Annotated in this window: 20 protein-coding genes; 18 read left to right on the forward strand and 2 right to left on the reverse strand. The window is 50.3% G+C overall.

Features of this window, described 5'->3' with window-relative positions; translation table 11 throughout:
* Positions 1-21 precede the first annotated feature (21 nt).
* The 15 genes from MAMMFC1_RS11390 (at position 22) to MAMMFC1_RS11460 (ending at position 18,034) form a co-directional block, all read left to right on the forward strand.
* Positions 22-879 (forward strand): glycosyltransferase family 2 protein, encoded by an 858-nt coding sequence (locus MAMMFC1_RS11390; protein ID WP_126308624.1) that lies wholly within the window; start codon positions 22-24, stop codon positions 877-879.
* On the forward strand, positions 876-2,048 hold the full coding sequence (locus MAMMFC1_RS11395; RefSeq protein ID WP_126308625.1) for a glycosyltransferase family 4 protein: 1,173 nt from the start codon (positions 876-878) through the stop codon (positions 2,046-2,048). The genes MAMMFC1_RS11390 and MAMMFC1_RS11395 overlap by 4 nt, the downstream gene beginning before the upstream one ends.
* On the forward strand, positions 2,041-2,832 hold the full coding sequence (locus MAMMFC1_RS11400) for an ABC transporter permease (RefSeq protein ID WP_158618738.1): 792 nt from the start codon (positions 2,041-2,043) through the stop codon (positions 2,830-2,832). The genes MAMMFC1_RS11395 and MAMMFC1_RS11400 overlap by 8 nt, the downstream gene beginning before the upstream one ends.
* A gap of 20 nt (positions 2,833-2,852) precedes the next feature.
* The gene (locus MAMMFC1_RS11405) at positions 2,853-5,093 is read left to right on the forward strand and encodes an ATP-binding cassette domain-containing protein (protein WP_126308627.1); all 2,241 of its coding nucleotides are present in this window, start codon (positions 2,853-2,855) and stop codon (positions 5,091-5,093) included.
* Positions 5,094-5,777 (forward strand): acyltransferase, encoded by a 684-nt coding sequence (locus tag MAMMFC1_RS22675; protein ID WP_269471832.1) that lies wholly within the window; start codon positions 5,094-5,096, stop codon positions 5,775-5,777.
* A 48-nt stretch (positions 5,778-5,825) separates the two neighbouring features.
* Positions 5,826-7,946 carry a glycosyltransferase family 4 protein gene (locus tag MAMMFC1_RS11415; protein ID WP_158618739.1) on the forward strand — a complete coding sequence of 707 codons (2,121 nt, stop codon included), beginning with the start codon at positions 5,826-5,828 and terminating at the stop codon, positions 7,944-7,946.
* A gap of 23 nt (positions 7,947-7,969) precedes the next feature.
* A complete protein-coding gene (locus MAMMFC1_RS11420) occupies positions 7,970-9,184 on the forward strand; it encodes a glycosyltransferase family 4 protein (RefSeq protein ID WP_126308629.1) in 1,215 nt (404 codons plus the stop codon).
* A gap of 127 nt (positions 9,185-9,311) precedes the next feature.
* Positions 9,312-10,351, forward strand: a protein-coding gene (locus MAMMFC1_RS11425) for an IS630 family transposase (RefSeq protein WP_126308630.1) whose coding sequence is annotated in 2 segments (ribosomal slippage) — positions 9,312-9,807 and positions 9,807-10,351 — 1,041 coding nt in all. Because the reading frame shifts where the segments join, the coding sequence is not laid out codon by codon here.
* Positions 10,352-10,384: 33 nt separating this feature from the next.
* Complete coding sequence (locus tag MAMMFC1_RS11430) at positions 10,385-11,284, forward strand: glycosyltransferase family 2 protein (protein ID WP_126308631.1); 900 nt, start codon at positions 10,385-10,387, stop codon at positions 11,282-11,284.
* The gene (locus MAMMFC1_RS11435) at positions 11,281-12,462 is read left to right on the forward strand and encodes a glycosyltransferase family 4 protein (RefSeq protein WP_126308632.1); all 1,182 of its coding nucleotides are present in this window, start codon (positions 11,281-11,283) and stop codon (positions 12,460-12,462) included. Before MAMMFC1_RS11430 ends, MAMMFC1_RS11435 begins: the two co-directional genes overlap by 4 nt.
* An 81-nt stretch (positions 12,463-12,543) precedes the next feature.
* The gene (gene gmd, locus MAMMFC1_RS11440; RefSeq protein ID WP_126308633.1) at positions 12,544-13,629 is read left to right on the forward strand and encodes a GDP-mannose 4,6-dehydratase; all 1,086 of its coding nucleotides are present in this window, start codon (positions 12,544-12,546) and stop codon (positions 13,627-13,629) included.
* Between the two features lie 63 nt (positions 13,630-13,692).
* Complete coding sequence (locus MAMMFC1_RS11445; protein ID WP_126308634.1) at positions 13,693-14,622, forward strand: NAD-dependent epimerase/dehydratase family protein; 930 nt, start codon at positions 13,693-13,695, stop codon at positions 14,620-14,622.
* Positions 14,623-14,898: 276 nt separating this feature from the next.
* Positions 14,899-15,147 carry a hypothetical protein gene (locus tag MAMMFC1_RS11450; protein WP_126308635.1) on the forward strand — a complete coding sequence of 83 codons (249 nt, stop codon included), beginning with the start codon at positions 14,899-14,901 and terminating at the stop codon, positions 15,145-15,147.
* Complete coding sequence (locus MAMMFC1_RS11455) at positions 15,126-15,725, forward strand: DUF6036 family nucleotidyltransferase (protein WP_126308636.1); 600 nt, start codon at positions 15,126-15,128, stop codon at positions 15,723-15,725. Before MAMMFC1_RS11450 ends, MAMMFC1_RS11455 begins: the two co-directional genes overlap by 22 nt.
* 458 nt (positions 15,726-16,183) lie before the next feature.
* Positions 16,184-18,034, forward strand: a complete 1,851-nt coding sequence (locus MAMMFC1_RS11460) for a beta strand repeat-containing protein (protein ID WP_126308637.1) — start codon at positions 16,184-16,186, stop codon at positions 18,032-18,034.
* A gap of 115 nt (positions 18,035-18,149) precedes the next feature.
* On the opposite strand, the gene MAMMFC1_RS11465 is transcribed toward MAMMFC1_RS11460, so the two are convergent.
* Both MAMMFC1_RS11465 and MAMMFC1_RS11470 read right to left on the reverse strand, forming a co-directional pair.
* Positions 18,150-20,858, reverse strand: a complete 2,709-nt coding sequence (locus MAMMFC1_RS11465) for a HEAT repeat domain-containing protein (protein ID WP_126308638.1) — start codon at positions 20,856-20,858, stop codon at positions 18,150-18,152.
* Complete coding sequence (locus MAMMFC1_RS11470) at positions 20,855-22,282, reverse strand: NACHT domain-containing protein (RefSeq protein ID WP_126308639.1); 1,428 nt, start codon at positions 22,280-22,282, stop codon at positions 20,855-20,857. The genes MAMMFC1_RS11465 and MAMMFC1_RS11470 overlap by 4 nt, the downstream gene beginning before the upstream one ends.
* A 350-nt stretch (positions 22,283-22,632) precedes the next feature.
* Here MAMMFC1_RS11470 and MAMMFC1_RS11475 point away from each other — a divergent pair, with 350 nt between their 5' ends.
* From MAMMFC1_RS11475 to MAMMFC1_RS11485, 3 genes are all read left to right on the forward strand, one after another.
* A complete protein-coding gene (locus MAMMFC1_RS11475) occupies positions 22,633-22,836 on the forward strand; it encodes a hypothetical protein (protein ID WP_126308640.1) in 204 nt (67 codons plus the stop codon).
* Positions 22,837-23,149: 313 nt separating this feature from the next.
* The gene (locus tag MAMMFC1_RS11480; protein ID WP_126308641.1) at positions 23,150-25,300 is read left to right on the forward strand and encodes a peptidase domain-containing ABC transporter; all 2,151 of its coding nucleotides are present in this window, start codon (positions 23,150-23,152) and stop codon (positions 25,298-25,300) included.
* Between the two features lies 1 nt (position 25,301).
* Positions 25,302-26,669, forward strand: coding sequence for an HlyD family type I secretion periplasmic adaptor subunit (locus MAMMFC1_RS11485; RefSeq protein ID WP_232035424.1), 1,368 nt, complete (start codon positions 25,302-25,304; stop codon positions 26,667-26,669).
* Positions 26,670-26,671: the final 2 nt, after the last annotated feature.

Genomic DNA, 26,671 nt, shown 5'->3' on the forward strand with positions numbered 1-26,671 from the left:
AAACAAGAGGTACTGAGGCTTATGAAGGAAGAAACTTGCCCCGCGATTGCTTTGGCCGTACCCAGCCTAAACCAAGGCAAGTTTTTGCGCTCCTGTCTGGACAGCATTCTTGCCCAGCAGGGCGTACGGTTTAAAATAGCCTTAATGGACGGCGGCTCTACGGATGAAACCCGGAAGATTATTGCGGAATACAGTCCACGGCTGGCTTATTGGCGTTCCCGGCCTGACAATGGACAGGCCGCTGCCATTAATGAAGGCATCGCCGCTTTAGGGGCTTGCGATTATGTGGGCTGGCTCAATTCCGATGATATACTTTTGCCTGACGCCTTGCGGAAAATGGCCAAACTATTGGCTGACCGGCCGCAAGCCGGCGCAGTTTACGCCCAAGGACTGATAATTGACGAGGACGGCCGCAAACAGGCTGATTATCCTACCCAGGTCTTTAATAAAGCCCGGTTTGCAAAAAATTGTTTTATCTGCCAGCCGGCGACGCTAATCCGAAAAACCGCCTGGGATGCGGTCGGGGGACTGGATGTTGAATTTCATATGTGCATGGATTATGATTTATGGTGGCGGTTATTGGCGCAGGGAACGCTGGAGTACCTGGCGGAATATACCGCTTGCTCCCGGGATTATGCAACGACCAAGACGCGTACGGCTCAACTTGCCAATGTCCGGGAAGCCCAGAAACTGCTGCACCGGCACTGCGGTCAAGTTCCCGCTAATTGGATATTGGAAGAAGTCGTATGGCAATGGAAAGAAAAAAAAGAAAAGAAACATGGTCGGCCTAATATTATGGAAAAATTGGCTTTAGTGGTGGAATTTGCCTTGGTTTACGCCAAAAGGCGCAGTTTAGGTGAAAGAGGTTACTTGCCGTGAAGACCGCGATTATTCATGATTGGCTGGTTAATTACGCCGGAGCGGAAGCCGTGTTGGCGGAAATGTTAAAAATTTATCCGGGGGCTGATATATTTACTCTGGTTGATTTTCTGCCGGCGGAAGCCCGGTCTTTTTTACAGGGCCGCACCGTATCAACATCCTGTATCCAGGCATTGCCGGCAGCAAAAAAATATTATCGCAACTACTTGCCGTTAATGCCTTTAGCCGTCGAACAATTTGACCTTTCCGGCTATGAATTGGTTCTGTCCAGTTCTCACGCCGTAGCCAAAGGAGTGTTGACAGGTCCCGGTCAACTCCATATATCCTATGTCCATTCTCCCATGCGCTATGCCTGGGATTTGCAGCACCAATACCTTCAACAGGCCGGACTTACCTCGGGAATTAAGGCCTGGCTGACCAAATGGCTGCTTCACCGCCTGCGCCTGTGGGATGTGCGGACAGCTAACGGGGTGGATCTTTTTATTGCCAATTCCCGCTTTATCGCCCGGCGGATATGGAAAATCTACCGGCGTAAGGCCGTCGTCATATATCCGCCCGTAGACACGGAAAGCTTTTCTCTCTGCGAAGACAAAGATGATTATTACATTGCCGCCAGCCGGCTTGTTCCCTATAAGCGGATGGACCTGATTGTGGAAGCCTTTGGCGAGATGCCGGACAAGCGGCTGGTTGTCATCGGCGGCGGTCCCGACGAAGGGAAAATACGCCGCAAACTCAGTAAAAATATAACCTTTCTCGGCTATCAGCCGAAAGAGAAATTAATTAGCTGTTTACAGCGGGCCAGAGCCTTGGTTTTTGCCGCGGAAGAGGATTTTGGCATCACTCCCGTTGAAGCTCAGGCTTGCGGCGCGCCGGTTATTGCTTATGGCCGCGGCGGCGTTACGGAAAGCATTATCGGGGATGGCGGCGCCGGCCGGCCAACAGGCGTTTTTTTCAGCGAGCAGCGGATCGACAGCCTGAAAAAAGCCGTACAGCAATTTGAGGCGCGCAGCGGGGAATTTAGTCCGCAGGCCTGCAGCCAAAATGCCCTGCGATTTTCCCGGGGCAGGTTCCGGCAAGAATATGAAAGGATTGTGGACGTGTCTGTGAAAAGGCATGCCGGGGAAGGAAACATCGATGATGGTTGGGAATGCTTTGCGGCAAATGATTAAAACCTGTTGGAATTTCCGGGAAATGATATTCCAGTTGACCAAGAATGAAATTGTCAAGCGGTACAAAGGATCTTACGCCGGTGTTCTGTGGTCGCTGCTGACGCCGTTGCTGATGCTGGCCATTTATACCTTCGTATTTTCTTTTGTATTCACGCCCCGCTGGGCAGTGAACCATAGCCAGGCTTCTTCTTCCTTTGCTTTGGTACTTTTTTGCGGCCTTACGGTTTTTACTATTTTTTCCGATGTGATTGCCCGGTCGCCCGGGCTGATTACGGGCAATGCAAATTATGTAAAGAAAATAATCTTTCCCCTGGAACTGCTGCCGGTGAGCATAGTTGGCTGCGCCGTATTCAATAGTTTATTCGGTTTTGGCGTATTGCTGGCGGCTCAGTTTCTGCTTCAGGGCTTTATCCCCTGGACCGCCGTCTTTCTGCCGGCGGTACTGCTCCCTTTTATTTTGCTGACAATGGGATTTTGCTGGCTGATATCCAGTCTGGCGGTTTATTTGCGGGATATTGAAAATATAGTGGGCTTCGCCCTCACCGGTTTGATGTTCATGAGTCCGGTTTTTTACCCCCTGGAATCCATCCCCCGGAAGCTGCAATGGCTGTTTTTCCTGAATCCCGTGACCTACGCTGTGGAAGATGCCCGCAATGTGCTGCTTTGGGGCAATCCGCCCAACTGGGGAATATGGGGCCTGGAATGCGGCGCCGGTTTGCTGGTGTTATTGCTCGGTTATATGTGGTTTCAGAAAATCAGGGAAGGTTTCGCTGATGTTATGTAGTCATGTAAAGGTGTGAATATATGAACAACCAACAAAGTGTTCTGGTGCTGGACTCGGTAGGCAAACGGTACAGTCTGTATGACAATCCCCGGGACCGGCTGAAAGATTTACTTTTTTCTTCTCTGGGGAAAAGTTGGAAAAGTTATGGCCGGGAGTTCTGGGCTTTGCGGGATGTATCGCTGCAGGTTGGCCGGGGGGAAACTCTGGGTATAATCGGACGCAACGGCAGCGGTAAAAGTACATTGCTGCAGCTTATTGCCGGTATCATAAAGCCCACTGAGGGACAAATCCGGGTCAGGGGAAAAGTTGCCGCTTTGCTGGAATTAGGCAGCGGCTTTAATCCGGAATTTACTGGCAGAGAGAACATTTTTCTGAACGGCGCCCTGCTCAATATGTCCCGGCGGCAAATGGCGGCAAGAATGGACGATATTGTTAGTTTCGCCGATATTGGCCATTTTATTGACCAGCCGGTGAAATTTTATTCCAGCGGCATGTTTGTCCGGCTCGCCTTTGCCGTGGCCACTTCCATTGACGCCGATTTGCTGCTGGTGGACGAGGCTTTGGCGGTCGGCGACGTATTTTTCCGCCAGAAATGCTATCGCCGGCTGGAAGAACTCCGCCGCCGGGGGATGGCGGTTATTCTGGTATCCCATGCCATGACGGAAGTGCAGGAATTCTGCCGGCGTACTTTGCTGCTGCACTATAGTAAACAGGAGTTTTTAGGGGAGACGCTGGAAGCTGTAAATCGTTATTATTTGCTGGCGGCAGAAGGGGAAGGAGCGGCGGATACGGCTGACGACAGCCTGGCGGCCGCCGGGGGCGAAGGCCATGAGATCCATCAGGCTTTAAATACCCGGCCAATGGAGCCGGCCGCCATAGCCTGGCCGGAAAACGGTTTTTTGGATATGAGCCAGGTTAGCGGCATTATTACCAATGGTGAAGCGGAATGTACCGCTATCGCCATTTGCGACGAGTTTGGCCGGGCCTGCCGTCTTTTTACCCAGGGCCAGACCGCCCACATATTTTATGAATTTAAAGCCCTCGCCGGCCTGGAAATACCGGTTGCCGGCATTACTATCCGCAATGATAAAAATATTATCGTCCATGGCAAAAATACGCTGCAATATGATACGCCGGTTCCCGCCAATATAGCTCAAGGGCAAAGAGTGCGATTTCATCATGAACTGCAGCTTTGTTTAGCGGCGGGAGAATATACTCTCGAGATTGGATTCTGTTCAATGAGGACCGCAGACTATGCCCGCCGGTCCGCCATGTCCTCCGTGCAGCTGGGCAATGCTGTTTCCCGCAGCTGCGTTGTCGGCAATGCCGGCGTGTTTGCCGTCAGCATCAAAACCGGGCGGAAACCGGTGGAACTAACCCACCACGGGATTTGCGACCTGCCGGGAAACTGCCGGCTGACAGCGCTGCCGGCGGCGGGGGACGGTGCCGCCCTTGTCTACCCGGAAACGGCCAATACCCAGGAGGACTTGTATGACATAGCTTATCGCTGGGGCTGGGAAACCCCGGCCTTGCGGGAATTGGTCCATTTGTGCTACAAAACTCCTGATTTTGCCGACAATGCCCGCCGTTATTACCAGTCGGCCGAATTTCAAGCGGCGATTGCTTTCCTGACTGACTTAAAGAAAGCTCCTGCCCCGGCGATTCATGTCCTGGATTTCGGCTGCGGCAACGGGATTGCCTCCTACGCATTAGCCCGGGCCGGATATACGGTGACCGGCATCGACTCCTCCCAGGGGGAAATTGCCGGTCTTTTGGCCGCGGCCCAATTGCAGGGCCTGGACCAAGTCCAATTTTCACTCCAGCATTCGCAAACAGAAAAACTGGCATTTCCCGACCGGTCTTTCCATATTGTCTGGATGCGGGAAGTGCTGCATCATATTCATGATTTAAGCGGTTTTCTCGCCGAGACAGCCAGAGTCCTGAAAGATGACGGCATTGTCTGCTGCTTCCGGGAACACGTGATTTGGAACGAGGAACAACGCCGCGACTTCTTTGCCACCCATCCCTTTTATCCCATAACCAAAGACGAAGGCTGCTATTACTTGCAGGATTACTTACAAGCTTTTGCCGCCGCCGGCTTTGTAATGGAAAAAGTTCTCGATCCGGTGAGCAGTGTAATTAACACTTATCCCGGTCCTTGCCAGCCCAATGCAGTCTTTGACAGGGAAAAAGCCCAAGCCCGCAGCACCGGCAATGACTTATTTTCCTTTTTTGCGCGCAAGCCCGGGAGGTGGCCATAATTGTTTAAGTTGTCTGCGTTGTTTGATAATATTAAAAATAGAATTCGTCAGGAGCTGCGGACATTTCTTTTTCCCCCGGCTTCCCCCGGCTCGCCCTGTCAGGCTGCGCGCCGGCTGGGCGCCCGGATTGCGGTGGGGGACGACACCTTATTGCTGGAATCCGCCCAGTTTCGTTTTGACGTGCCAACTCCCGACAACCGTCAATATATTTCCATTGGCGAAAAGTGCGTTATTGGCGGCAACTTTATTTTTGAATCGGCGGCGGGAAAGATCTCTGTAGGCGAGAGAACCTATATCGGCGGCGGCGTTAACTTAATATCCCGGGTTGGCATTTCCATTGGCAATGATGTAATTATTGCCTGGGGCTGCTATGTTTATGATCATAATTCCCATTCGCTGCACTGGCAAGATCGCCGGCAGGATATTGAACAGTTTTCCCAGGACTTTAGGCGGCACCAATGCGGGATTATCAATAAAGACTGGTCCACGGTAAAGGCTAAACCGATAATGATTCAAGATAAAGCGTGGATTGGTTTTGAAGCAACAATACTCAAAGGCGTAACTATCGGCGAAGGCGCCATTGTCGGGGCAAAATCCGTTGTTGTCACAGATGTGGAGCCCTGGACGGTGGTGGCGGGCAATCCGGCCAGATTAATCAAGCGGCTTAGCCCCGAAGACCGGTAGACCGGCAACAGCATTTGTTTTGTATAGCCGTCAAGGAGGATGGAAGGGATGAGCGATAACCTTAAAGTAGGGATACCTTTGGTCGGGGGCCGCGCCTGGATGGGCGGCGTTTCCTATATTGAGCTGCTGGTCAAGGCAGTCCGGGGATTAACGGAATCTGAGCGTCCCCACTTATATATGATAGTGACAGAGGAGACGCTGGCGGAATATCCCCTTTATCAGCCGTTGGCGGCTTACTATGACGGCATTCTCTATGTCGGGGAGCAGTCCGCCGCCGTGGATGACGCCATCGACCGTCCTTACCGGCAGTTTCCCGATACCGGCCAACTGTTCTCTTTTATTGACTTTTACTTTCCCTGTGTATTGGATGTGATCCCAGGAGAAAATTGCGCCGCCTGGATACCCGATTTCCAGCATCGCAACCTGCCCTGGCTGTTCACCGACCAGGAGCGCCGCCTGCGGGACGAAAAAATAGATAAAATTGCGGCCCAGGCTAAGCTGGTTGTCTTTTCCAGCAATACCGTTGGCAATGATTTCAAAAAATATTATCCCCGGTCGCAGGCTGACTGCCGTGTGCTGCCTTTTTATTCCTATCCTCAACCGGAATGGTATCAGGGAGAGCCGGCGGCTATTCAGACCAAATATGATTTGCCGGACAAGTTTATTCTTTGCTGCAATCAATTCTGGCTGCATAAAAATCATCATCGCCTGTTTGCCGCTGTGGCCGCCTGCCGCGGCCGCGGCCAGGACATTCAATTGGTATGCACCGGCTCAACCCGGGATTATCGTTTTGCCGATTATTATTCTTATTTGCGCCGGTATCTTGCCCGGTTGAGGATTGAAGACAACATCCGTGTTTTGGGCTTTATTCCCCGGGAAGATCAAATCCAGTTGATCCGCCGCAGTCTGGCCGTGGTCCAGCCGTCTTTATCGGAAGGCTGGAGTACGGTAGTGGAAGACTCGCGGGTTTTGGGAAAACCAATGCTGCTGTCGGATATTGCGGTGCACCGGGAGCAGAATCCCCCCTATAGCTCCTTCTTTTCGCCAAATGACAGCGAAGACTTGGCCGGGAAAATGACTGACCTTTGGGAACAGAACCAGCCGGGCCCCGATCTCTGCCGGGAAAAGGAGGCCGAAGAAGCCGCTGCCGGTCTCGTGCGGGACTATGCAAAGCGGTTTGGCGAAATTGCCGCAATCCCGCAATGGAATCCTTCCCGGCAAACGGCTCCTTCTATAAATATTTCCGGTCCAACCGCGGCAAGCCAAGTCCAATATCCTATAGAATTCGATGTTCCCCAGGCTTTGAACCAAATGCTGTCCCATATCGGCAATGAATGCATTCAGTTTCTGCAAATATTGTATCAATATATTTTCCCGCCGGCGGTCATTGTCCAGTGGCAGTGCGGCTTGGGCGAGGGGGTCCATGTGCTGAATCTGGCCGGATACCAGGCGGCGGGAGTGGAGCCTGAACCCCAGGCATATGACATGAGCCGGGTGATTTTTTCCCAGCCGGTTTACCCGTCTTTCGCCTCCTGGCGCCAGGCTGGCGCCAATGCCCTGGACGCACTGGTTATCAATCTTCGGCCCGGTCAGGACCTGACCGGCCGGCAGGAGCTGACTGACGTTATCCAACAGAACTTAAAGGCTGACGGCCTATTGGTGTTGTTCGCCGCCGGGGACCAGTTGCCAAAGCTGGAGGGCGCACTGGTGGAGTATGGCTTTTCCTCCCGCCGGATCGAAGCAGGGCCGGAACCAGGGAGAAAATTGGTTTTTGCCGCCCGCCGTCCTTTGGAACCAGTTAGTGCCGAACAAATAAAAGACCGGCTGCTGATGACGGAAACCGGCGCCCTTTTACAGGTTATGGCTGAGTCGCTGGCCCAAAGAAGGCTGCAAGCCTCCCAACTGGCCGAACTCCGGGAGCGATTCGCCGAAAGCGAATTTGACCGGGGTGAGCGGCTCAAAATCATAGAACGGGTGGGCCGGCAGCTGCAGGAAAGCGAGGCTGACCGGGCGGCCAGGCTAGTCGTGATTAACGAACAGCTAGTCGTGATTAACGAACAGAATGAAACCATTGCCAAACTGCAGGCCAAATTGAATAAAATCAGCAGACACTGGCTGATAAGGCCATTGCTGAAAATTCCTTCGCTGCGGCGGATTTTTGAACCATAAATCATAAGGGAGGCGGGCCGGATTTGAAAATTGCCATAGATGTTGTGCCCATACGCACAGACGGCCAGGTCGGCGGCGCTATGCACGTAACCATTGAACTGATCAAAAAACTGGCGCAAATGAATGATAATGATAATGCCGTGAAGATTGTGCTGCTGACGGCGGCATGGAATGACCAGGCTTTCGCCGATATTTTTTCCCGGACAACCGTGGACCGGGTTATCGTTGCGCCGGCGGATAATCTTGCGGCGGCCGGCGGCATTCGGGACAAAATGCGGCGTTTGATTCAGCGTTTGCGGCGCCGTCCGGTCCGCAAAGGGCTGCTCCGCCGGCTGGGGGTTGACTTGCTCTTTTGTCCCATGAGCGCCGTTACCTTTTATGAGGACGGAATACCTGCCGTCAGTACCATCCATGATATCCAGCATGAATATTATCCCCAGTTTTTCGATCCCCAAGAATTGTCTCACCGGCGGGCTTTTTATCAGGAAATTTGCGCCAAGGCCAGCGCCGTAATTTGTGTTTCAAAATATACTAAAGCTACTTTTAAAGAAAAATATGGTTTTCCCTCCGAACGCATGTATGTAGCTTATAACGGGGTGCAGGAGCGGCTGCGGCTGCCGTCGCCGGAACAGCAGCAAGCCATATTGGCGGCAAAAGGAGTAGGCGGCGATCCATATCTTTTTTACCCGGCTAACTTTTGGCGGCATAAAAACCATCTTATGCTGCTGACCGCCTTTTCCGCCTTTTGCCGCAAGCATCCGGAAATCGAAATAAACCTGGTCTTTACCGGCGCTCTGCAGGAGGAAAATGCCATTATCAAAGACGCTGTGGAACAAATGGGACTGACGGATAAAACCCGTTTTCTCGGCTATCTTGCCGACGAAGAAATTGCCGTCATTATGCATCACTGCGCCGGTTTGATTTTTCCCAGTCTGTTCGAGGGCTTTGGCATTCCCTTGGTGGAAGCCATGAACTTTGGCAAGCCGGTGCTGTGCGCCAACACCACCAGCCTGCCGGAAGTCGCCGGCGATGCAGCCCTTTATTTTGACCCCAGAATACCGCAGCAAATGGAAGACGCCATCTTCAGCCTCTTAACGGATTCGTTGACCCGGGAAAAATTGTCGGCTAAGGGGCGTGAGCGGGCTTCCCTTTTTTCTTTGGACAATATGGCCGGGCAGTATATGCAAGCCTTTCAGCAAGTGCTGAAACAGACCGCTCCGGCGGCATCCTGCGGCTAAAAGTATTTATCAAAGTATTTATCTATATAAAATCTAAAAAAGATTTACATTAGGGACTATTTTCTTTTGGTTAAATGTGGTATTTTTAAAATATACTTATTCTTTAACCAAAGGAGCAGGGTTACACATGGAATCCTTAGATAATCGTCTAATTGCAGTAAATCATGCAATGAAGAATTGTAAAAACCGACGCCTGTTTGAGCGCTACCAAACCATAAAACTTTACTTGGAAGGTTATGATGTTCCTCAGATCGCCAAAATCACCGGTCGTTGTTTGAAAACAGTCTACAATTTTCTCAACGCCTATCAGACCGGTGGCCTTAAGGCCCTTGCAATGAACTTCTCTCCTGGCAGACCCTCTTTTCTTACCAAGGAACAAAAACAAGAAATTCTTGATGTCCTGATCCATAAAAGACCCGAGGATGTAGGTTTTCCGGCAGAGATGAACTGGACAGGACCCATCCTTAGAGAATGGATAATTCGCACCTTTAATGTAGAATATTCTCGAAGTGGAACCAATGTATTATTGCACGAACTGGGCTTTACCTGTACTCGTCCAACCTATACTCTTGCTCATGCTGACCCAATTCAACAAGAAGAATTCAAAAAAAATGGGAAACCCTGAGAGCCGATCTTTTGCATGACAAAGTTGATCGTATTTTGTTTCAGGATGAATCTATGATTCGGGATTATCAGGCTATCGCCCGTACTTGGTTTCCAAAAGGGCAGCAACGCATTATCCCAACTTACGGTAAGCATCAAGGTATTAAACTTTTAGGCACGCTTGACTATGAAAGCGGCGAAATCTTTGTAATCGAAAGTGACCGTTATGATGCCGAGGTCTTTTTGTCCTTTCTACAGCAGATCCTTTTGAAGTATCCAGGGGAAAGAATTGTAATCATTCTCGATAATGCCAGAATTCATCATGCCAATCTCTTACAGCCATTCTTAAAGAGTAACAAGGATCGTCTTACCCTTGTTTTTTTGCCGCCTTACAGTCCCAATCTTAATCTAATTGAAGAATTCTGGGGCTGGCTCAAGCATTCTTGTATCTACAACGTTTTTTATCACTCAACCAATGAAATTCGCCAAAGGATTCAAAGGTTTGTCGCTCAAATCAATCAAATGCCTTTAAAGGTCATTGATAGGTTGTGTTGTTCTTTGTAAATCTTTAATAGATTGTATATAGGAGTATTTATTATGAAATTTTCCATCATAACGCCATCTTACAACCAGGGAGAATTTATCGAAAGGACCATTTGCAGCGTCCTTAATCAGGGAATTGACGACCTGGAATACATCGTAACCGACGGCGGCAGCCGGGATCAGACTGTAGACATACTGCGCCGCTACGAAAACCGGCTTCGCTGGCTGTCGGAGCCGGACAAGGGACAGACCGACGCCATTAATAAGGGCATTCGCCTGTCTACCGGCGACATCATCGCCTACCTTAACTCTGATGATATATATTATCCCGGCGCCCTGGCCAAAGTCCGGGACTACTTTGCGGCTCATCCGGCAGCAATGATCTTATACGGGGACGCCGACCACATCGATGAAAATGACAATGTGATCGAACCCTACTACACCGAACCCTGGGACTATCAGCGCCTTTTGGATGTCTGTTTTCTCTGCCAGCCGGCCGTTTTCTGGCGGCGCAGCTTAATGGCGGCGTATGGGTTGTTTGATGAAAATTTGCAGTACTGCATGGACTATGAATACTGGCTGCGGGTAGGCGCCGAACAGCCCATGGACTACCTGCCGGAAAGGCTGGCGGGTTCCCGCCTTCACTCCCGGACCAAGACGCTGGGAATGCGCCGGAAATGTCATGAGGAAATGGTGGTTATGATTTATCGCAAGACCGGGAGGCCGCCTATCCGGTGGCTGTACAACCTGGGACATGTGATCGCCGAAGACAAGGGACTGGTCCGCCACACCGCCGCCCAGGAAATGCGTTTTATCCTGGAGGTAGGCAAAGTATTCATCCGGGAACACTGGCGCTTGACCGGCGGGCTTCCCTGGCGGGAAATGCGGACCATTGGCGGCTGGCTCAAAAATACCTATGGCCGGTGGCGCAGGGAGAGGGAGAAATTTTCATGAAGATTGGCTTTGACGTAAGCCAGACCGCTGAGAACAAGGCCGGGTGCGGTTTCTACGCCGACCAGCTTATTACGGCCCTTACGAAAATTGACCGGGAAAATCAATATTTGCTTTATCCTACTTTCTACGGCTACCGCCACCCCGATTTTCGCCAGGCTGCCTTTCCCCGGGGCAATCCCAATGTCAAAATGCTGCTGACCGACACCGCCGGCTGGGAGATCAACCGCTGGTGGGATACGCCTCAGCCCCGCAGCCGGCGGCTGGGCAATCCGGATATTATCCATTCCAACAATTTTTCCTGTCCCCGGGATGTGGATTGTAAAACCGTCATGACCATTCATGATCTTGCCTTTATGGAACTGCCGGATCTTACCACCGAAGCCAACCGGCTGGTCTGTTTCCAGGGTGTTTTTGAATCCTCCCTTTACGCCGATTTTCTGATTATGGTCTCCGAGTCGACCCGGCAGGTGTATCAGCGGCATTTCCCCCATTATCCCGCCGCCAGGATGGCTGTGGTTCATGAAGGGACCCGGAACTCGATCCAGCCGCAGACGCCGGAGTATTGCCGCCGCCTTTTGGACAAATTAAATCTGCAAGCCGACGGCTTCTGGCTGGGGGTAGGCACCGTGGAACCCCGCAAGAACTACCGCCTCCTGGTCCGCGCCTATGGCGAAAGAGTGAAGCAGTATGGCGAGGAGCGCCTTTTGTGCATAGCCGGAGGCAAGGGCTGGCTGGAATCGGATATCGGTGAATTCGTAAAAGCCAACGGCTTAGAAGATAAAGTCCGCTTTTTGGGTTATGTCACCGACGAAGAACTGTCGGTGCTGTATACAGCCTGCTTTGCCTTTGTATACCCCAGTTTATATGAAGGCTTCGGCCTGCCCCTGGTGGAAGCCATGTCTTGCGGCGCCGCCGTCATTACCAGCCAAACCACCAGCATGCCGGAAGTGGCCGGCGACGCCGGGCTGCTGATCGATCCCTGCTCGGTGGAAAGCCTCTTCCAAGCCATGACCGAACTGGCCGGCAGGGAGGATTTGCGCCGACGGCTTCAGGCCCGGAGCCGGGAGCGGGCTCGCTTGTTTTCCTGGGAAGCGGCCGCCGCCAAGGTGCTGGACTGCTACCGCCAAGTGATGGATATGCCGTCCTGGTATGTCCGCGCGGCAGCGCCAACCCAATAGAAAAGCTGGACAAATCATGATATACTATATTCTAATATGTAGTAGCGCAAGAACCCAATAAGTGGATGGTGGATAACGAATATGGAAAAAGTTGCGTTAATTACGGGAGTAACCGGGCAGGACGGCGCTTTTCTGGCCGAATTCCTGCTGAAGAAAGGCTATATCGTTCATGGCGTCAAGCGCCGCAGTTCCCTGTTCAACACGGAGCGCATCGATCATTTGTACCGGGACCCGCACGAGACGGATGTACGGTTTTTTTTGCATCACGGCGATTTGACCGACTCAACCAATCTGATCAGGATTATTCAGGAGGTACAGCCGGACGAGATATACAATCTGGCGGCTCAAAGCCATGTGCAGGTCTCGTTTGAGGAACCGGAATATACGGCTAATGCCGACGCGTTAGGCACCTTGCGCCTGCTGGAAGCCTTGCGCATTCTGGGATTGACGGATAAAACCCGCATTTACCAGGCTTCCACCAGCGAATTGTACGGCAAGGTCCGGGAGACGCCCCAGAAGGAAACAACGCCGTTCTACCCCCGCAGCCCTTATGCGGTGGCCAAGCTGTACGGTTACTGGATTACCGTCAATTACCGGGAGGCTTATGGGATATACGCCTGCAACGGCATACTGTTCAATCATGAATCGCCCATTCGCGGCGAAACCTTTGTCACCCGGAAAATTACCCGGGCGGTGGCCCGCATCAAGCTGGGCCTCCAGGACACCCTCTATCTTGGCAATCTTAACGCCAAACGGGACTGGGGCTACGCCGGCGATTACGTGCGGGCCATGTGGCTGATCCTCCAGCAAGACCGGCCGGATGATTATGTGATTGCCACCGGCGAGACGCATGCAGTGCGGGAGTTTGTTGAACTGGCCTTTAAAGCGGCGGGCATCGACATAAAGTGGGAGGGGAACGGCATTGACGAAACCGGCCGGGATGCTGCCGGCAAGGTACTGGTGCGGATTGACCCGCGCTACTACCGGCCCACCGAAGTGGATCTTTTGCTGGGGGACCCGGCCAAGGCCAAGGCTCAATTGGGCTGGAGCCCGAAAGTATCCTTTAAAGAGCTTGTTGCCATGATGGTGAGGGAAGATTGCAAACGGGCGGAGCGGGATATTCTCTGCAAGCAGCATGGTTACGCTGTCGCCGACTCATTTGAGTGATAAAAAAGCAAAATACGCCGGCAAAGGTCCATTCCGCCCTTTACCGGTGAAAGGCGGACATGCATGAAAAAACGAGTCCTTGTAACCGGCGCCGGCGGTTTTTTAGGCCGCTATATTTGCCGCTATTTTCTGCGGCAGGGATGGACGGTGGCCGGGGCGGGCCGGGGAAAATCCCTGGATTTGGGCGGCCGGGAAAGGGAAATGGCCGCCTACTGGTCCACAACCCTGCCTGATCCCCGCTTTGCCGGTCTGGTGGCGGACTTTCGCCCCGACGTTCTGGTTCATTGCGCCGGCGCCGCCTCGGTGGTCGGCTCGGTAGCCAGCCCTTACGAAGATTTCGGCGCTTCCGCCGGCATCTGCGCTTTTACGCTGGAAACGCTGCGCCAACAGGCGCCGGCCTGCCAATTTATCCTTTTGTCCAGCGCTTCGATTTACGGCAACCCTTCCTCCCTGCCGGTGGCGGAGACCGCTCCCCGCCGGCCTTTGTCGCCTTACGGGTATCATAAAGCCATCTGCGAACTGCTGGTGGAAGAGTATGCTGCCGTGTACGGATTACCCGCCGCCGTGCTGAGAATATTTTCCGCCTATGGGGAAGGTCTGCGGCGGCAGGTGGTATTTGACCTTTGCCGCAAGTTTTCCCAACCCGGGTCCCGTTCCGTGACCCTATACGGTACAGGCAGGGAAACACGGGATTTTATCCATGGGGAGGATGTGGCCGCCGCCGTAGGCTGTATAGTCGCCGCCGGCGCCGGGGGAGTATACAATATTGCTTCCGGCTGCCAGACCGCCATCGGCGACCTGGCCGCCATGGTCAGGGAATATCTGGGCAGTGATAAAGCCATTGGCTATACCGGCGCGGTCCGCCGGGGGGAACCCCTCTGCTGGCAGGCTGATACCGCCAGGGCCCGGTCAATGGGTTTTACCCCCGCCGTCGGTTTGGCGGACGGGGTCAGGCGGTACTGCGACTGGTTCCGGCGGCAGGAGCAGCTATAAATCCTGCCCAACACCGGGACCAATCTTTGCAAAAGCAGACCTCCATGCCAATATATTGGGCAGCACAAGGGATGAAAATGGAGAACGTTTAACCGCAGAGGCGCAGAGAGCACAGAGGAACGCGGACGGTTTTATGATTTTATTATTTGCTTCCTCTTCGTTATTCTTTCTCTGTGGCCCTCCGTGTCCTCTGTGTCTCTGTGGTAAGTGGTAACACCCACTTATAGAAGTGGGTGTCTTCGAAATCGGATAAACCCGGGAAAGAAGGGAGTAGAAATGCCAAATGAACCCGGCGATCTAGATAATCTGGATATGGTAATTGAGCAAACTCGAAAATTGTTTAGAAAATTACCTCCTTCCATTCGGCCCCAAAAAGGTTATCGTTCAGTAAATTCACGTACACCGGAAGAAGCCAGGGCGCTGGCCAGGGCAGTTTACTTTTCTGTAAAAAAAGCCGAGGAAGACGGCTACATTACAAAAGTACCGGGGGGGTATAAGATGCAATGGACAGCCGCGAAAAAATAATAGATGCTGCAAAAAATGAAAACCCTTTAAAAAGGCAAATGCATATTGCGGCAATAATATCCACTGAATTAAGTAAAAAAGGTACTAATATTGTAATGGTTGGCGGATCAGCAGTAGAGTTTTATACTGTAGCCAACTATTTGACGCGGGATATTGATTTTGTTGCCGCGAGACCTGATAGTATCAAAGAAGTAATGACTGAACTAGGTTTTAGTAATGATGGGGGAACATGGTATCTGGCCGACTCTCCTAATGATGTTGTGGTGGAATTTCCTAAAGGCCCTCTTGATGGAAGTTGGGACCGTGTCCAAATTGTATCTGGTCCAGATGGAACTTCCGTAAAGGTTATCAGTATTGAAGACATATTGGTTGACCGTGCATCTGGCGTAAAACATTGGAATGATTCCGATGAATGGGTCAAATATATGATGGCTGGACATTACGACAAAATAGATTGGGATTACCTTAATAAACGATCAAAAGAATTACAATGTGACGAAATAATAAATAATAGCCGGAAATGGGCAAGAGCACAACGAGAACACTTTATAAAAACATTATCTGACCCTCAAAAGTGACATATTGAGGATATTTTAAACAACTGTTTTCGGGGTAAGCATTGCGATAATTGTAGAATCTTAGGAATGAATTTAACAAAAAACAGATTTTATGTAAAAATAACTGTAAAAAGTATGAACTTTGTATAATTATTAGCAGGGAATCTGGCTGTAATGGCGAATATATGCAATTGTTAAGGGAAAACGGGCTGTCGGCAAGGTTGGATGCAAATGCATAGTGTGAATTCAGGCCGGACAACAAAAAAAAAGTTCATAACCCCCTTTCTTTTTTGGAAAAAATGTGTATATAATAGAAGGGGGACTCGTTATGAAAAACCCATCCTTTTTCCTTTTGCGGCATGGTTTTCTGATGAATGTTTTCCTTGTGCGGAGGTGATTGTTGGTCATTTTTCTGTATGGGTTTTCATAATTTAATATAAAATTTGTTTATTTTTTATTTATTTAAAGGAGGCAAAATAATGGCTTTATCCACTACTACGCTTACAGTAGCCGAAGTGATTACCAAGGCTGCTTCGACAGACTCCTGGGTCATCTATGGCAACACTGGCGGTGAAAATATTACCGGCAGTGCGTTTGCTGATACCTTATACGGTTTAGCGGGCGCCGATACGCTTGTTGGCGGCAATGGCGACGACTTGATTGTCGGCGGCACTGGCAACGATACGCTGACTGGTGGCGCTGACGACGATACTTTCCGGTACAGTTACGGTGATGGCAATGATAGTATCGCTGATTTCGGCGTTGCGACTGATGTAGACATCTTGCAATTTACCAATATAGCGCTGAGCAATATTAGTTTTAACGCTCTTACTGCGGGTGCTGCTCAGAATATCACTATGACCGGCGGCGCGTCTATTCGGATTACAAATGATGCTACTGCTAATAATGGTAATATGAAAGTTATCACTAGCGATAAAACCTTCAAACTTTATTTAGATAATGACGGTGCCCCCGGCGTTGTTGGTGGGTCCAGCCTTGCCGATTTTGTTTTGGGCGGTATCGGCGGTGGTTCAACATTGATTGGCGGCACAGCCGGTGCGGATACTTTGCAAGGTCAAGCTGGCAGCGCTGGTGATGTTTATGTTTATCGCAGCGATTTGGCGAAAGTCAACGCACTTGGCGCCAACGACACCCTTTCCGCTGCTGTTCTAAGTTCTGACGGCACGACTGCGAACAATACCGCTGTGGAAATCAATTTGTATGACACTAAATACACCGGCGTGGAAAATGTTGTTGGCGGTGGCGGCCGTGATACCTTGCGTGGTTCCAGTCTCGCTGAAACTTTGGATGGCGGCAACGGCGGCGATATCCTTTGGGGCGGCGCCGGCAACGATTCGTTGACCGGCGGCGCGGGTAATGATACATACTGGTTTGGCACCGGCGACGGCTTGGACAGCATAGTGGCAATCGGCGGCGGCGGCGCTGATGGTGCTACTGATGCTGACGTATATAATTTTTACGATTCTACCTTCTCAGATTTGAGCTTTGCTTATAACGGCGCAGACTTGGTGGTTACTGTTGGCCCTGTAACCAATTATGACGCACTTAATATTCAAGCTTATAATAATGCCGCCACTAACGGCGCTAAAATATTCCAAACCAGCGACCTTACTTTTAGACTGCTTGCTAGCAGTGCTGGGCCTATACCTACAGGTACTACCGCAGTTGAGTATGTCCGCGATTTCGTCGGTGCTGGTGGTGTACCTCTTCTTGACGGCGGCGGCGGTGCCGATACTGTGGTCGGCGGCGACGCCGGCAACACATTTGCTTATTATGCCGATACCGCCAGATATATCGGCGGTTCATCCACTCTTGACGTACTGACTGCAGCTACTTCTGCTGACGGCGTGGAAATTAACCTGTATGACACCAAATACAGCGGTATTGAGAAAGTGACCGGCAGTACTCATGCCGATACCCTTCGCGGCACTAGCCTTGCTGATAGCCTTACTGGTGGTGGCGGTGCCGACAATCTCTGGGGCGGCGCCGGTAACGATACACTGACTGGAACTGCCGGAGCTTCTGATACTTACTGGTTTGGAACTACCGATGGAAACGATACGATTACAGCGGCTGGCGCTGATGCCAGTGACTATATCTTCCTTTACGACGTATCCGACGCCCATGCGCAAATCACCAGCATGGGCATAGAAGGTGCTGACTTAGTTCTTCACTTCACCGGCGGAGCAGCGCTTACTATCGCAGGGTGGACTCCTGGCGGCAGTGCAAATCGTTTCCGATTCGAAGGCAATGAATTTACCTGGCAGATTACTGATCCGACTGCAGCTAATGCTTGGGCCCGCGTTTAATTTGTTCTTTCTGGAATTTCTGGAAAATTGATTTAAAAAAGAAACACAACGCGTTAGCGTTGTGTTTCTTTTTTTGCACCCATAAGCGCGGGCGGCTGATGCCGGCAGGGCCTGGTCAATGGGTTTTACCCTTTTGCTGAAGCTTCGGATTATATAACTTAAGTTTATTTTGCACTTTAATGAGAATATTCAGCCCTAATCCGATTAATTCATAATTATTAGAAAAAATACATTTTTCATCATATAAAAGATTTCTTAAATATATGACGGCTTTTTCGCTGCCGATCACTCCCAGCGCTTCAGCGACAGCCCTGCGAATGTAAAAATCCAGGCTCTGGTCTTTTAGGGCCTCCAGCAAAGGCTCCACGGCTTTTTCGCTGCCGATCGCTCCCAGCGCTTTAGCGACAGAAACACGAATGGAAGAATCCAGGCTTTGGTCTTTTAGGGCCTCCAGCAAAGGCTCCACGGCTTTTTCGCTGCCGATCGCTCCCAGCGTTTTAGCGACAGAAGCACGAGTGTAAGAATGCAGGCTCTGGTCTTTTAGGGCATCAATCAAAGGTTCCACGGCCTTTTCGCTGCCGATCGCTCCCAGCGTTTTAGCGATAGAAGCACGAATGTCAGGATGCAGGCTCTGGTCTTTTAGGGCAACAATCAAAGGCTCCACGGCTTTTTCGCTGCCGATCGCTCCCAGCGTTTTAGCGACAGAAGCACGAGTGTAAGAATGCAGGCTCTGGTCTTTTAGGGCATCAATCAAAGGTTCCACGGCCTTTTCGCTGCCGATCGCTCCCAGCGTTTTAGCGATAGAAGCACGAATGTCAGGATGCAGGCTCTGGTCTTTTAGGGCAACAATCAAAGGCTCCACGGCTTTTTCGCTGCCGATTGCTCCCAGCGTTTTAGCGGCAGAAGCACGAATGGAAGAATGCAGGCTCTGGTCTTTTAGGGCAACAATCAAAGGCGCTACGGCTTTTTCGCTGCCGATCGCTCCCAGCGCTTCAGCGACAGAAGCACGAATGTAAAAATGCAGGCTCTGGTCTTTTAGGGCAACAATCAAAGGCTCTACGGCTTCGCTGCCGATCACTCCCAGCGCTTCAGCGACAGCCCAACGAATGTAAAAATCCAGGAGTTCGTCTTTTAGTGCCTCCAGCAAAGGCTTCACGGCCTTTTCGCTGCCGATCGCTCCCAGCGCTTCAGCGACAGAAACACGAATGGAAGAATGCAGGCTCTGGTCTTTTAGGGCAGCCAACAAAGGCTCCACGGCTTTTTCGCTGCCGATCGCTCCCAGCGTTTTAGCGACAGAAGCACGAGTGTCAGAATGCAGGCTTTTGTCTTTTAGGGCAGCCAACAAAGGCTCCACGGCTTTTTCGCTGCCGGTCGCTCCCAGCGTTTCAGCGATAGAAGCACGAGTGTCAGAATCCAGGTGTTGGTCTTTTAAGGCAGCCAGCAAAGGCTCCACGGCCTTTTCGCTGCCGATCGCTCCCAGCGTTTTAGCGGCAGAAGCACGAATAGAAGAATGCAGGCTCTGGTCTTTTAGGGCAACAATCAAAGGCTCCACGGCTTTTTCACTGCCGATCGCTCCCAGTGCTTCAGCGACAGAAGCACGAATGCAAGAATGCAGGCTCTGGTCTTTTAGGGCAACCAGCAAAGGCTCTACGGCTTTTTCGCTGCCGATCGCTCCCAGCGTTTCAGCGACAGAAGCACGAGTGTCAGAATGCAGGCTCTGGTCTTTTAGGGCAACCAGCAAAGGTTCCACGGCCTTTTTCCCGCTGATGTCTCCCAGCGCATAAACGACAGCCTTACGAATGTAAGAATGCAGGCTCTGGTCTTTTAAGGCAGCCAGCAAAGGCTCCACGGTTTTTTCGCTGCCAATCGCTCCCAGCGCTTTAGCGACAGAAGCACGAGTTTCAGAATTTAGGAGTTGGTCTTTTAGGGCAACAATCAAAGGCGCCACGGCTTTTTCGCTGCCGATCGCTCCCAGCGTTTTAGCGGCAGAAGCACGAATAGAAGAATGCAGGCTCTGGTCTTTTAGAGCAACCAGCAAAGGTTCCACAGCTTTTTCGCTGCCGATCGCTCCCAGCGCTTCAGCGACAGAAGCACGAATGTAAGAATGCAGGCTCTGGTCTTTTAGGGCAACCAGCAAAGGTTCCACGGTTTTTTCGCTGCCGATCGCTCCCAGGGCTTCAGCGACAGCCCTACGATCGTATGGAGGAATCAGACTCTGGTCTTTTAGGGCAGCCAGCAAAGGCTCCACGGCTTTTTCGCTGCCGATCTTTTTCAGTGCCTTAGCGACAGCCCTACGAATGGCAGAATGCAGGCTCTGGTCTTTTAGGGCATCAATCAAAGGTTTCACGGCCTTTTCGCTGCCGGTGTCCCCCAGCACATAAACGACAGCCCTACGAATATAAGAATCCAGGTTCTGGTCTTTTAGGGCAACAATCAAAGGCCCAACGGCTTTTTCGCTGCCGATCTTTTTCAGGGCATCAACTATATATTCATGGACTACTCTACTATGATCGCTATAGTAGATCGTTTCAAGTAAGGAAATTGCCTGTTCGCTTTCTGTTTCTCCTAAAAGACATATTTTAACAATCAGCGGTAGTTCTTGGTTCATGATAAGTTGTAATGCATCTTTCCGGAACCTTTTATTAACAGCTCCCGCCAATCTGGCGCCAAGAAATATATCAACTTCTAATGCGGCTTCAACGATATCCAGCGTTAATTGTTTTCTTTCCAATAAGTTCAGTAGGATTACAAACGGTTCTGTCCATTTGGTGTAATTTAAATATGCTGCTTTTAATTCTTCGGTCTTTATATCATTTTGTTTCAAAAAATTTCTATACAGGTATTCAGCGCTATAATACTCTTGAAACAATTGATGGGGAAATTCCAATTCATCAGTGGAAGTAGTTTGCAATAGATAATATTTAACGAGCTTTCAATATTTCTTCGTGCAACCTTTATTGGAATTTGTCCTTCTGTCGCAATTTTTTCTTCAACTAAATACTTCTCCCATATTATTTCCACCTCGTCCGGTGGTATGGTAAGGCGAATATCCTTGCTGCTGTCTCCCGTAGTCATCATATGAAAGGATAGTTCTTGCAATAAATCACCTGGAGACGGGAAAATATTCCAGTATATAAAATCTTTATGTCCTGTTTCGTAGGTTTCTATGAACCTGCGAAATAACTGGCCGGTGTTTTCCGGCAGCTTGTTTTGGTTATCATACACAACGGCGCAAACCATTTCCAGGAATAGCGGCGTTTGGCACAGCTCTTTAAACTTTTTATAAATATAAGCAATAATTATTTGACTATTCTTGGGAAAATAATGGGTTACATATTTTTCGATTTGTTCAGGTGTGAGCAATTGTATTTCAAATTTATTAACAATACCGAGTCTATATTCGAAAGAGCTGATCATTCTGGTAGTAAATACCATTGGACATTTGTTATAAGTGTCTTTAAAGTTTTTTAGGCTATTTCTTGCATACTCACTCGGCAATTCATTAATTCCGTCGAAAAGTATTAAAAATTCCCCTTTTTTCAAACAGGAAACAATATTATTGTCCGGCAACGGATTTCCGTTGCTTATAAGCCATTTTTTAATTAAAAGCACCAAATCTTGTTCATTTTTATCTTGTCTGAATTCCGGTTGTTTCGCCGGCATATGCCTTAACTCAATATAAATTGGTATAATTGGAGAAGCTTTCTCCTTATGCTTAGCAGCTTCTTCATAAAGAAGCTGTTTTAATGCCGTCGATTTGCCTGAACCCGGTTTGCCGACCAGCAGTACATGTTGGTCGGCATATTTTCTTATTCCTTCAACAGCTTCGATAATCTTCTTCTCTTTATTACTCGGCTGGTCATTCATTTCTTTTATATCAATTTTAAAATTAAATGGAGATTCATCTTCAGCAGATGGGCTTTGATTTTCTACATTCGTTCTGATATAAAACGATTTCTTTTTTTGATGTCTTTCACAAATTTCAGTTAAATATGAATTTTTGAAAGAAGGATCAAAATCGCCGGATGGGCTGTTTTTTCCTTCTTCTTTATATGCAATATGAATTTTTTTATCGCTTTCAATATTATTATTGTTTTTATTATCTTCATCTCCGCGATTGTCTTCGCGCAATGCGCATGAGTTTTGGAATGCTTTTACAAGCGCGGCTTTTATAATATCCTCAATTTTTTCGTCTCTTGTTTTTTCAATACCTATATTTTTACATAAATCCCTAATTTCAGAATCCATCACTTCTTTTTTATTAGGTTTTTCTTCCTTAAGCTTTTTTTCTACTCCCCGCCAAATAGCCGCAATAACTGGTGAAAATTCGTTTTCCGGTATTTTTTCGTTACTTTTCAGTTGTCGGCGTACAGATTCATAACTCTGCCCGAAATAATACCTGGAACTTCTGGGAATTTCACAAATATCAAGAATAAGGCTTCGAATAAATTCATTTCAGGTATAATTCTGCAAAATGTCCACCTCAATATATGTCAATTTGTCAACACTGTCTACTTAAAAATCTAATAGACACTTTTTCATATAGAATAAAAACATAAGGTGCGCACCTGAATTAAAAAATTGGAGGAATACACGTTATGAAAAAGTGGAAAACTTCAATTCCAGTATGGCTGGCAGGTATGGCAGCTTTGGTGTTGTACCTATTGACCATTGTAGATCACTATGCTCCCAGCCCATACGATCCTTTTCTGAAAAATATCGTATGGGGAATTCGCGATTTAGCTGCGTCCTTCTTTATATTCACTGCGTACGAAATTTGGAAAGATAAAAATGAGAAATGAGATATAATAACCATTTTAACAAATGACCGCTAATAAACATTAGCGGCCATTTGTTTCTCCCAAAGCAACTCTTGATGTCTGCTAATGATTCAATTAAAATAAGATTAACATGTCCGCTAATACAGGTCAAGATACGCTTGGTCCCGCGTTTAATTCGTTCTTTTCGGAAGGATATTAAAGGATATTAAAGGATATTATCTATTTGTGTCGAAATAAAATATCCTGTATCAGAGCCGCCGGGGTCTTTTATTCCATTCCCGTTAACGGGACCGGCGGCGTCAACTATCAACTATCTAGGGACAAGGGGTATAGAATGACAATAAGGAAAAATAATGGATCAGGGAAAGCTGACGGTGAGGCAGGCTTTGACAGCGGTCTGGAATGTCTGTTGATGATCGCCGGCGTTTTTCATATTCCCGTCCAGCGGGACAGCCTCCGGGAGCCGGCAAAACTCAGCGGCGGCGGCATGACCAATGCTGCCATAATAAAAGCCGCCCGGTCGCTGCGCTTAAAGGCGGCGGTGGAAAAGCCAAAGCCCCAGGAGTCTTCGCCGCTGCCGTCGCCGAGCATCGCGCGGCTGAAGGACGGGTCTTATGTCTTGCTGGGCCGGAATGACCGGGGCAGGGTATTTTTGTTTTTGCCCCAGGGGCAGAATGTAGTTGTCGCTTATGAGGAGTTTGTCCAAAAGTGGAGCGGGGAGCTGATCGTATTCACCCCGATGTTTTCCTGGAGCAATTTCAGCCGCAAGTATAACCTGCAATGGTTCACCTCGGTAATCATGCATTACAAAAAGTATTTTGCCGAGGTGATCGCCGCCAGCTTTTTTTTGCAGCTTTTTGGACTGCTCACACCCCTGTTTACACAAGTGGTGGTTGATAAGGTGCTGGGCAACCGGGCCGTGGCCACTTTGGATATTTTAGCCGGCGCCTTGGTATTTTTATATCTGTTTCAGTCGGCTATCGGCGTATTGCGCACTTATTTACTGACTCATACCACCAATAAACTGGATGTTATATTAGGCGTCCGCCTGTTTCGCCAGTTGGTGGCCTTGCCGTTGCCTTATTTCGAGAACCGCCGCGTAGGGGATACGATGATGCGGATCGGCGCCTTGGCCAGCGTGCGGGATTTCCTGACGGGACAATCCATCACCTATTTGCTGGATGCTTTTTTTGCGGTAATTTTTATTTTGGTAATGCTGTACTACAGTGTGCCGCTGACGTTATTGGCGCTTTTGACTTTGCCGGTGTTTTTGGCCATGAATTACTATGCCACGCCGGTATACAAACAAAGACTGGAAGCCACCTGGGAAACCGGGGCGGAAAATAACGCCTTTTTGGTGGAGGCGGTGACCGGCATGCATACCATCAAATCTTTGGCGCTGGAGCCGCAGTTCAACCACCGCTGGGAACAGCTGCTGGCCCGGTACGTCCGGACGACTTTTGACCAGGCGACATTCGGCATCGGCATCAGCAATGCCAGCACTTTGATCCAAATGCTGTCCGGGTTCAGCATACTATGGTTCGGCGGTCATCTGGTGATGGAAGGCCGGATGACTCTGGGCCAGCTGATTGCCTTTCAGATGCTGGCCGGCCAGGCGACTGCGCCCATCATGCACCTGGTGGCCATGTGGCAGTCGCTGCAGCAGGCCGGGCTGTCCATGGAACGGCTGGGGGATATTTTGAACAACCGGCCGGAGCCGGTGCTCGCCCCGGTTAACAGCCAGCTGCCGCCGGTCAAAGGGGAAATCGTGCTGGAAAATGTTAATTTTCGCTACCGGATGGATTTTGAGCTGGTGTTGAAGGATATCCAGCTCCGCATACCGGCGGGCAGCCGGGTGGGAATCGTGGGCCGGTCGGGTTCCGGCAAAAGCACCCTGACCAAGCTGGTTCAGCGCTTGTATGCGCCGGAGACCGGCCGGATTACCGTTGACGGGGTGAACATCACAGAGGTGGAACCGCCTTGGCTGCGGCGGCAAATCGGCGTAGTCATGCAGGAAAACTATTTATTCAACGGCAGTGTCCGGGATAACATCGCTGTCGCCCGGCCCGGCGCCAGCATGGAGGAAGTGATTCGGGCCGCCCGGACTGCCGGGGCTCACGACTTTATCCTGGAATTGCCGGAAGGTTATGATACCAAGGTGGGGGAACGGGGGGCCTCCCTGTCCGGCGGCCAATGCCAGCGGATCGCCATTGCCCGGGCTTTGCTGACCAACCCGAAAATTCTCATTTTTGATGAGGCGACCAGTGCCCTGGACTATGAGTCGGAACGGATCATTATGGAGAATCTGGAGCAGATTGCCGCCGGCCGCACGATGCTGATGATTGCCCACCGGCTGTCGACGGTCCGCCGCTGCGACAGCATCATCGTGATTGAAGAAGGCCGGATTGTTGAACAGGGCAGTCACGAGGAACTGATGGCGGCGCAGGGGCTGTATCAAAAATTGTATGCACAACAAGAGAGGTAATATGATCAATAAGCTGTTAGACATGTTTCGAAAGCGCAAACCGGGTGAGTTAAGCGGCCAGGAAACGGAATTCTTGCCGGCGGTCCTGGAGGTGACGGAAACGCCGCCGTCGCCGGTAGGCCGCCTGGTGCTCTGGACGATTATTATTTTACTGGTGGTTGGTCTGGGATGGACGATTTTCGGCCATATTGACGAGGTGGCGGTGGCCAATGGGAAAATTATCCCGGTCGGCCAGGTCAAGGTGCTGCAGTCCGAGGATAAGGGAGTGGTGAAAGCCATCTACGTCAAGGAAGGCCAGGAAGTTAAGAAAGGCGAGCTTTTGATGGAGCTGGACCAGACCATGTCCGCCGCCGATGTGGCCCGGCTGAGAAAGCAGGTTGCTTATTATACCGTGGAAATTGACCGGCTGCTGGCGGAGCGGACCGGACAGGCTTTTGCCCCCCAGCCTTCGCCGGATTTGGATCCCAAGGACTTGGAGGCCCAGTTGAGTCTATACCGGAGCAGACTGGCTGAATATGAAACGAAGAAGGCTAATGCCGAGGCGGGAGTCCGGCAGAATCTGGCAGCCCAGGACAGCGCTGCGGCCAACAGGGAAAAGTTTGCCAAACTGCTGGTTATAGCCCGGGAACGGGAGGAACGGATGGCCGGACTGGTGGAGGAAAATGCCGTAGCCTTGTTTCAATTCATGGATTATCAATCCAAGCGGATGGAACTGGAGCAAAATCTGGCGGCCCAGGAAGCGGAAATCGCCCGTACCGACGCGGCGCTGGCCGCCAGCCAGGAGGCTCTGTCCAATGTTACGGCGGCCTGGAACAAGGACATTGATACCAAGCTGACTGATGACCGGAAAGAACTGGCGGCCTATAGCGAAGAATTGAAAAAAGCCGACGAAAAGAACCGTTTGGCCAAAATTATATCGCCGGTGGACGGGCGGGTGAACCAGCTGCAAGTACATACACTGGGGGGCGTGGTTAAGGAAGTGCAGTCTTTAATGATGATTGTCCCCTATGATGTGACGCTGGAAGTGGAAGCCTGGGCGGCCAACAAGGATATCGGCTTTCTCCAGGTGGGGCAAAAAGCGGAAGTAAAGGTGGAAACCTTTAACTTCCAAAAATTTGGCACCATTGACGCGGAAGTGGCGGAGATCAGCCCGGATGCGGTGGAAGACAGCCAGGACAAGGACAAGACCATGAAGTACCGGGTGATGCTGAAGCTGGACAAGAACGACATGCTGGTCAATGACCGCAAAGTGCCTCTCAGCCCGGGTATGTCGGCTGTTGCGGAAATCAAAATTCGCCGGAAACGGATCATAGAATACTTCCTTGACCCGTTCCGCCAATATCAAAGCGAGGCGCTTAGGGAGAGGTAAAA

The organism is Methylomusa anaerophila, assembly GCF_003966895.1.
In the GTDB taxonomy this organism is placed as follows: domain Bacteria; phylum Bacillota; class Negativicutes; order Sporomusales; family Sporomusaceae; genus Methylomusa; species Methylomusa anaerophila.

Excerpts from the sequence above, each read along its gene's own strand:
- MAMMFC1_RS11390 (WP_126308624.1), top strand. The coding sequence starts at position 22 with ATGAAGGAAGAAACTTGCCCCGCGATTGCTTTGGCCGTACCCAGCCTA.
- MAMMFC1_RS11400 (WP_158618738.1), top strand. The coding sequence starts at position 2,041 with ATGATTAAAACCTGTTGGAATTTCCGGGAAATGATATTCCAGTTGACC.
- MAMMFC1_RS11405 (WP_126308627.1), top strand. The coding sequence starts at position 2,853 with ATGAACAACCAACAAAGTGTTCTGGTGCTGGACTCGGTAGGCAAACGG.
- MAMMFC1_RS11415 (WP_158618739.1), top strand. The coding sequence starts at position 5,826 with ATGAGCGATAACCTTAAAGTAGGGATACCTTTGGTCGGGGGCCGCGCC.
- MAMMFC1_RS11430 (WP_126308631.1), top strand. The coding sequence starts at position 10,385 with ATGAAATTTTCCATCATAACGCCATCTTACAACCAGGGAGAATTTATC.
- MAMMFC1_RS11435 (WP_126308632.1), top strand. The coding sequence starts at position 11,281 with ATGAAGATTGGCTTTGACGTAAGCCAGACCGCTGAGAACAAGGCCGGG.
- gmd (WP_126308633.1), top strand. The coding sequence starts at position 12,544 with ATGGAAAAAGTTGCGTTAATTACGGGAGTAACCGGGCAGGACGGCGCT.
- MAMMFC1_RS11445 (WP_126308634.1), top strand. The coding sequence starts at position 13,693 with ATGAAAAAACGAGTCCTTGTAACCGGCGCCGGCGGTTTTTTAGGCCGC.
- MAMMFC1_RS11450 (WP_126308635.1), top strand. The coding sequence starts at position 14,899 with ATGCCAAATGAACCCGGCGATCTAGATAATCTGGATATGGTAATTGAG.
- MAMMFC1_RS11455 (WP_126308636.1), top strand. The coding sequence starts at position 15,126 with ATGGACAGCCGCGAAAAAATAATAGATGCTGCAAAAAATGAAAACCCT.
- MAMMFC1_RS11460 (WP_126308637.1), top strand. The coding sequence starts at position 16,184 with ATGGCTTTATCCACTACTACGCTTACAGTAGCCGAAGTGATTACCAAG.
- MAMMFC1_RS11470 (WP_126308639.1), bottom strand. The coding sequence starts at position 22,282 with ATGGATTCTGAAATTAGGGATTTATGTAAAAATATAGGTATTGAAAAA.
- MAMMFC1_RS11475 (WP_126308640.1), top strand. The coding sequence starts at position 22,633 with ATGAAAAAGTGGAAAACTTCAATTCCAGTATGGCTGGCAGGTATGGCA.
- MAMMFC1_RS11480 (WP_126308641.1), top strand. The coding sequence starts at position 23,150 with ATGACAATAAGGAAAAATAATGGATCAGGGAAAGCTGACGGTGAGGCA.
- MAMMFC1_RS11485 (WP_232035424.1), top strand. The coding sequence starts at position 25,302 with ATGATCAATAAGCTGTTAGACATGTTTCGAAAGCGCAAACCGGGTGAG.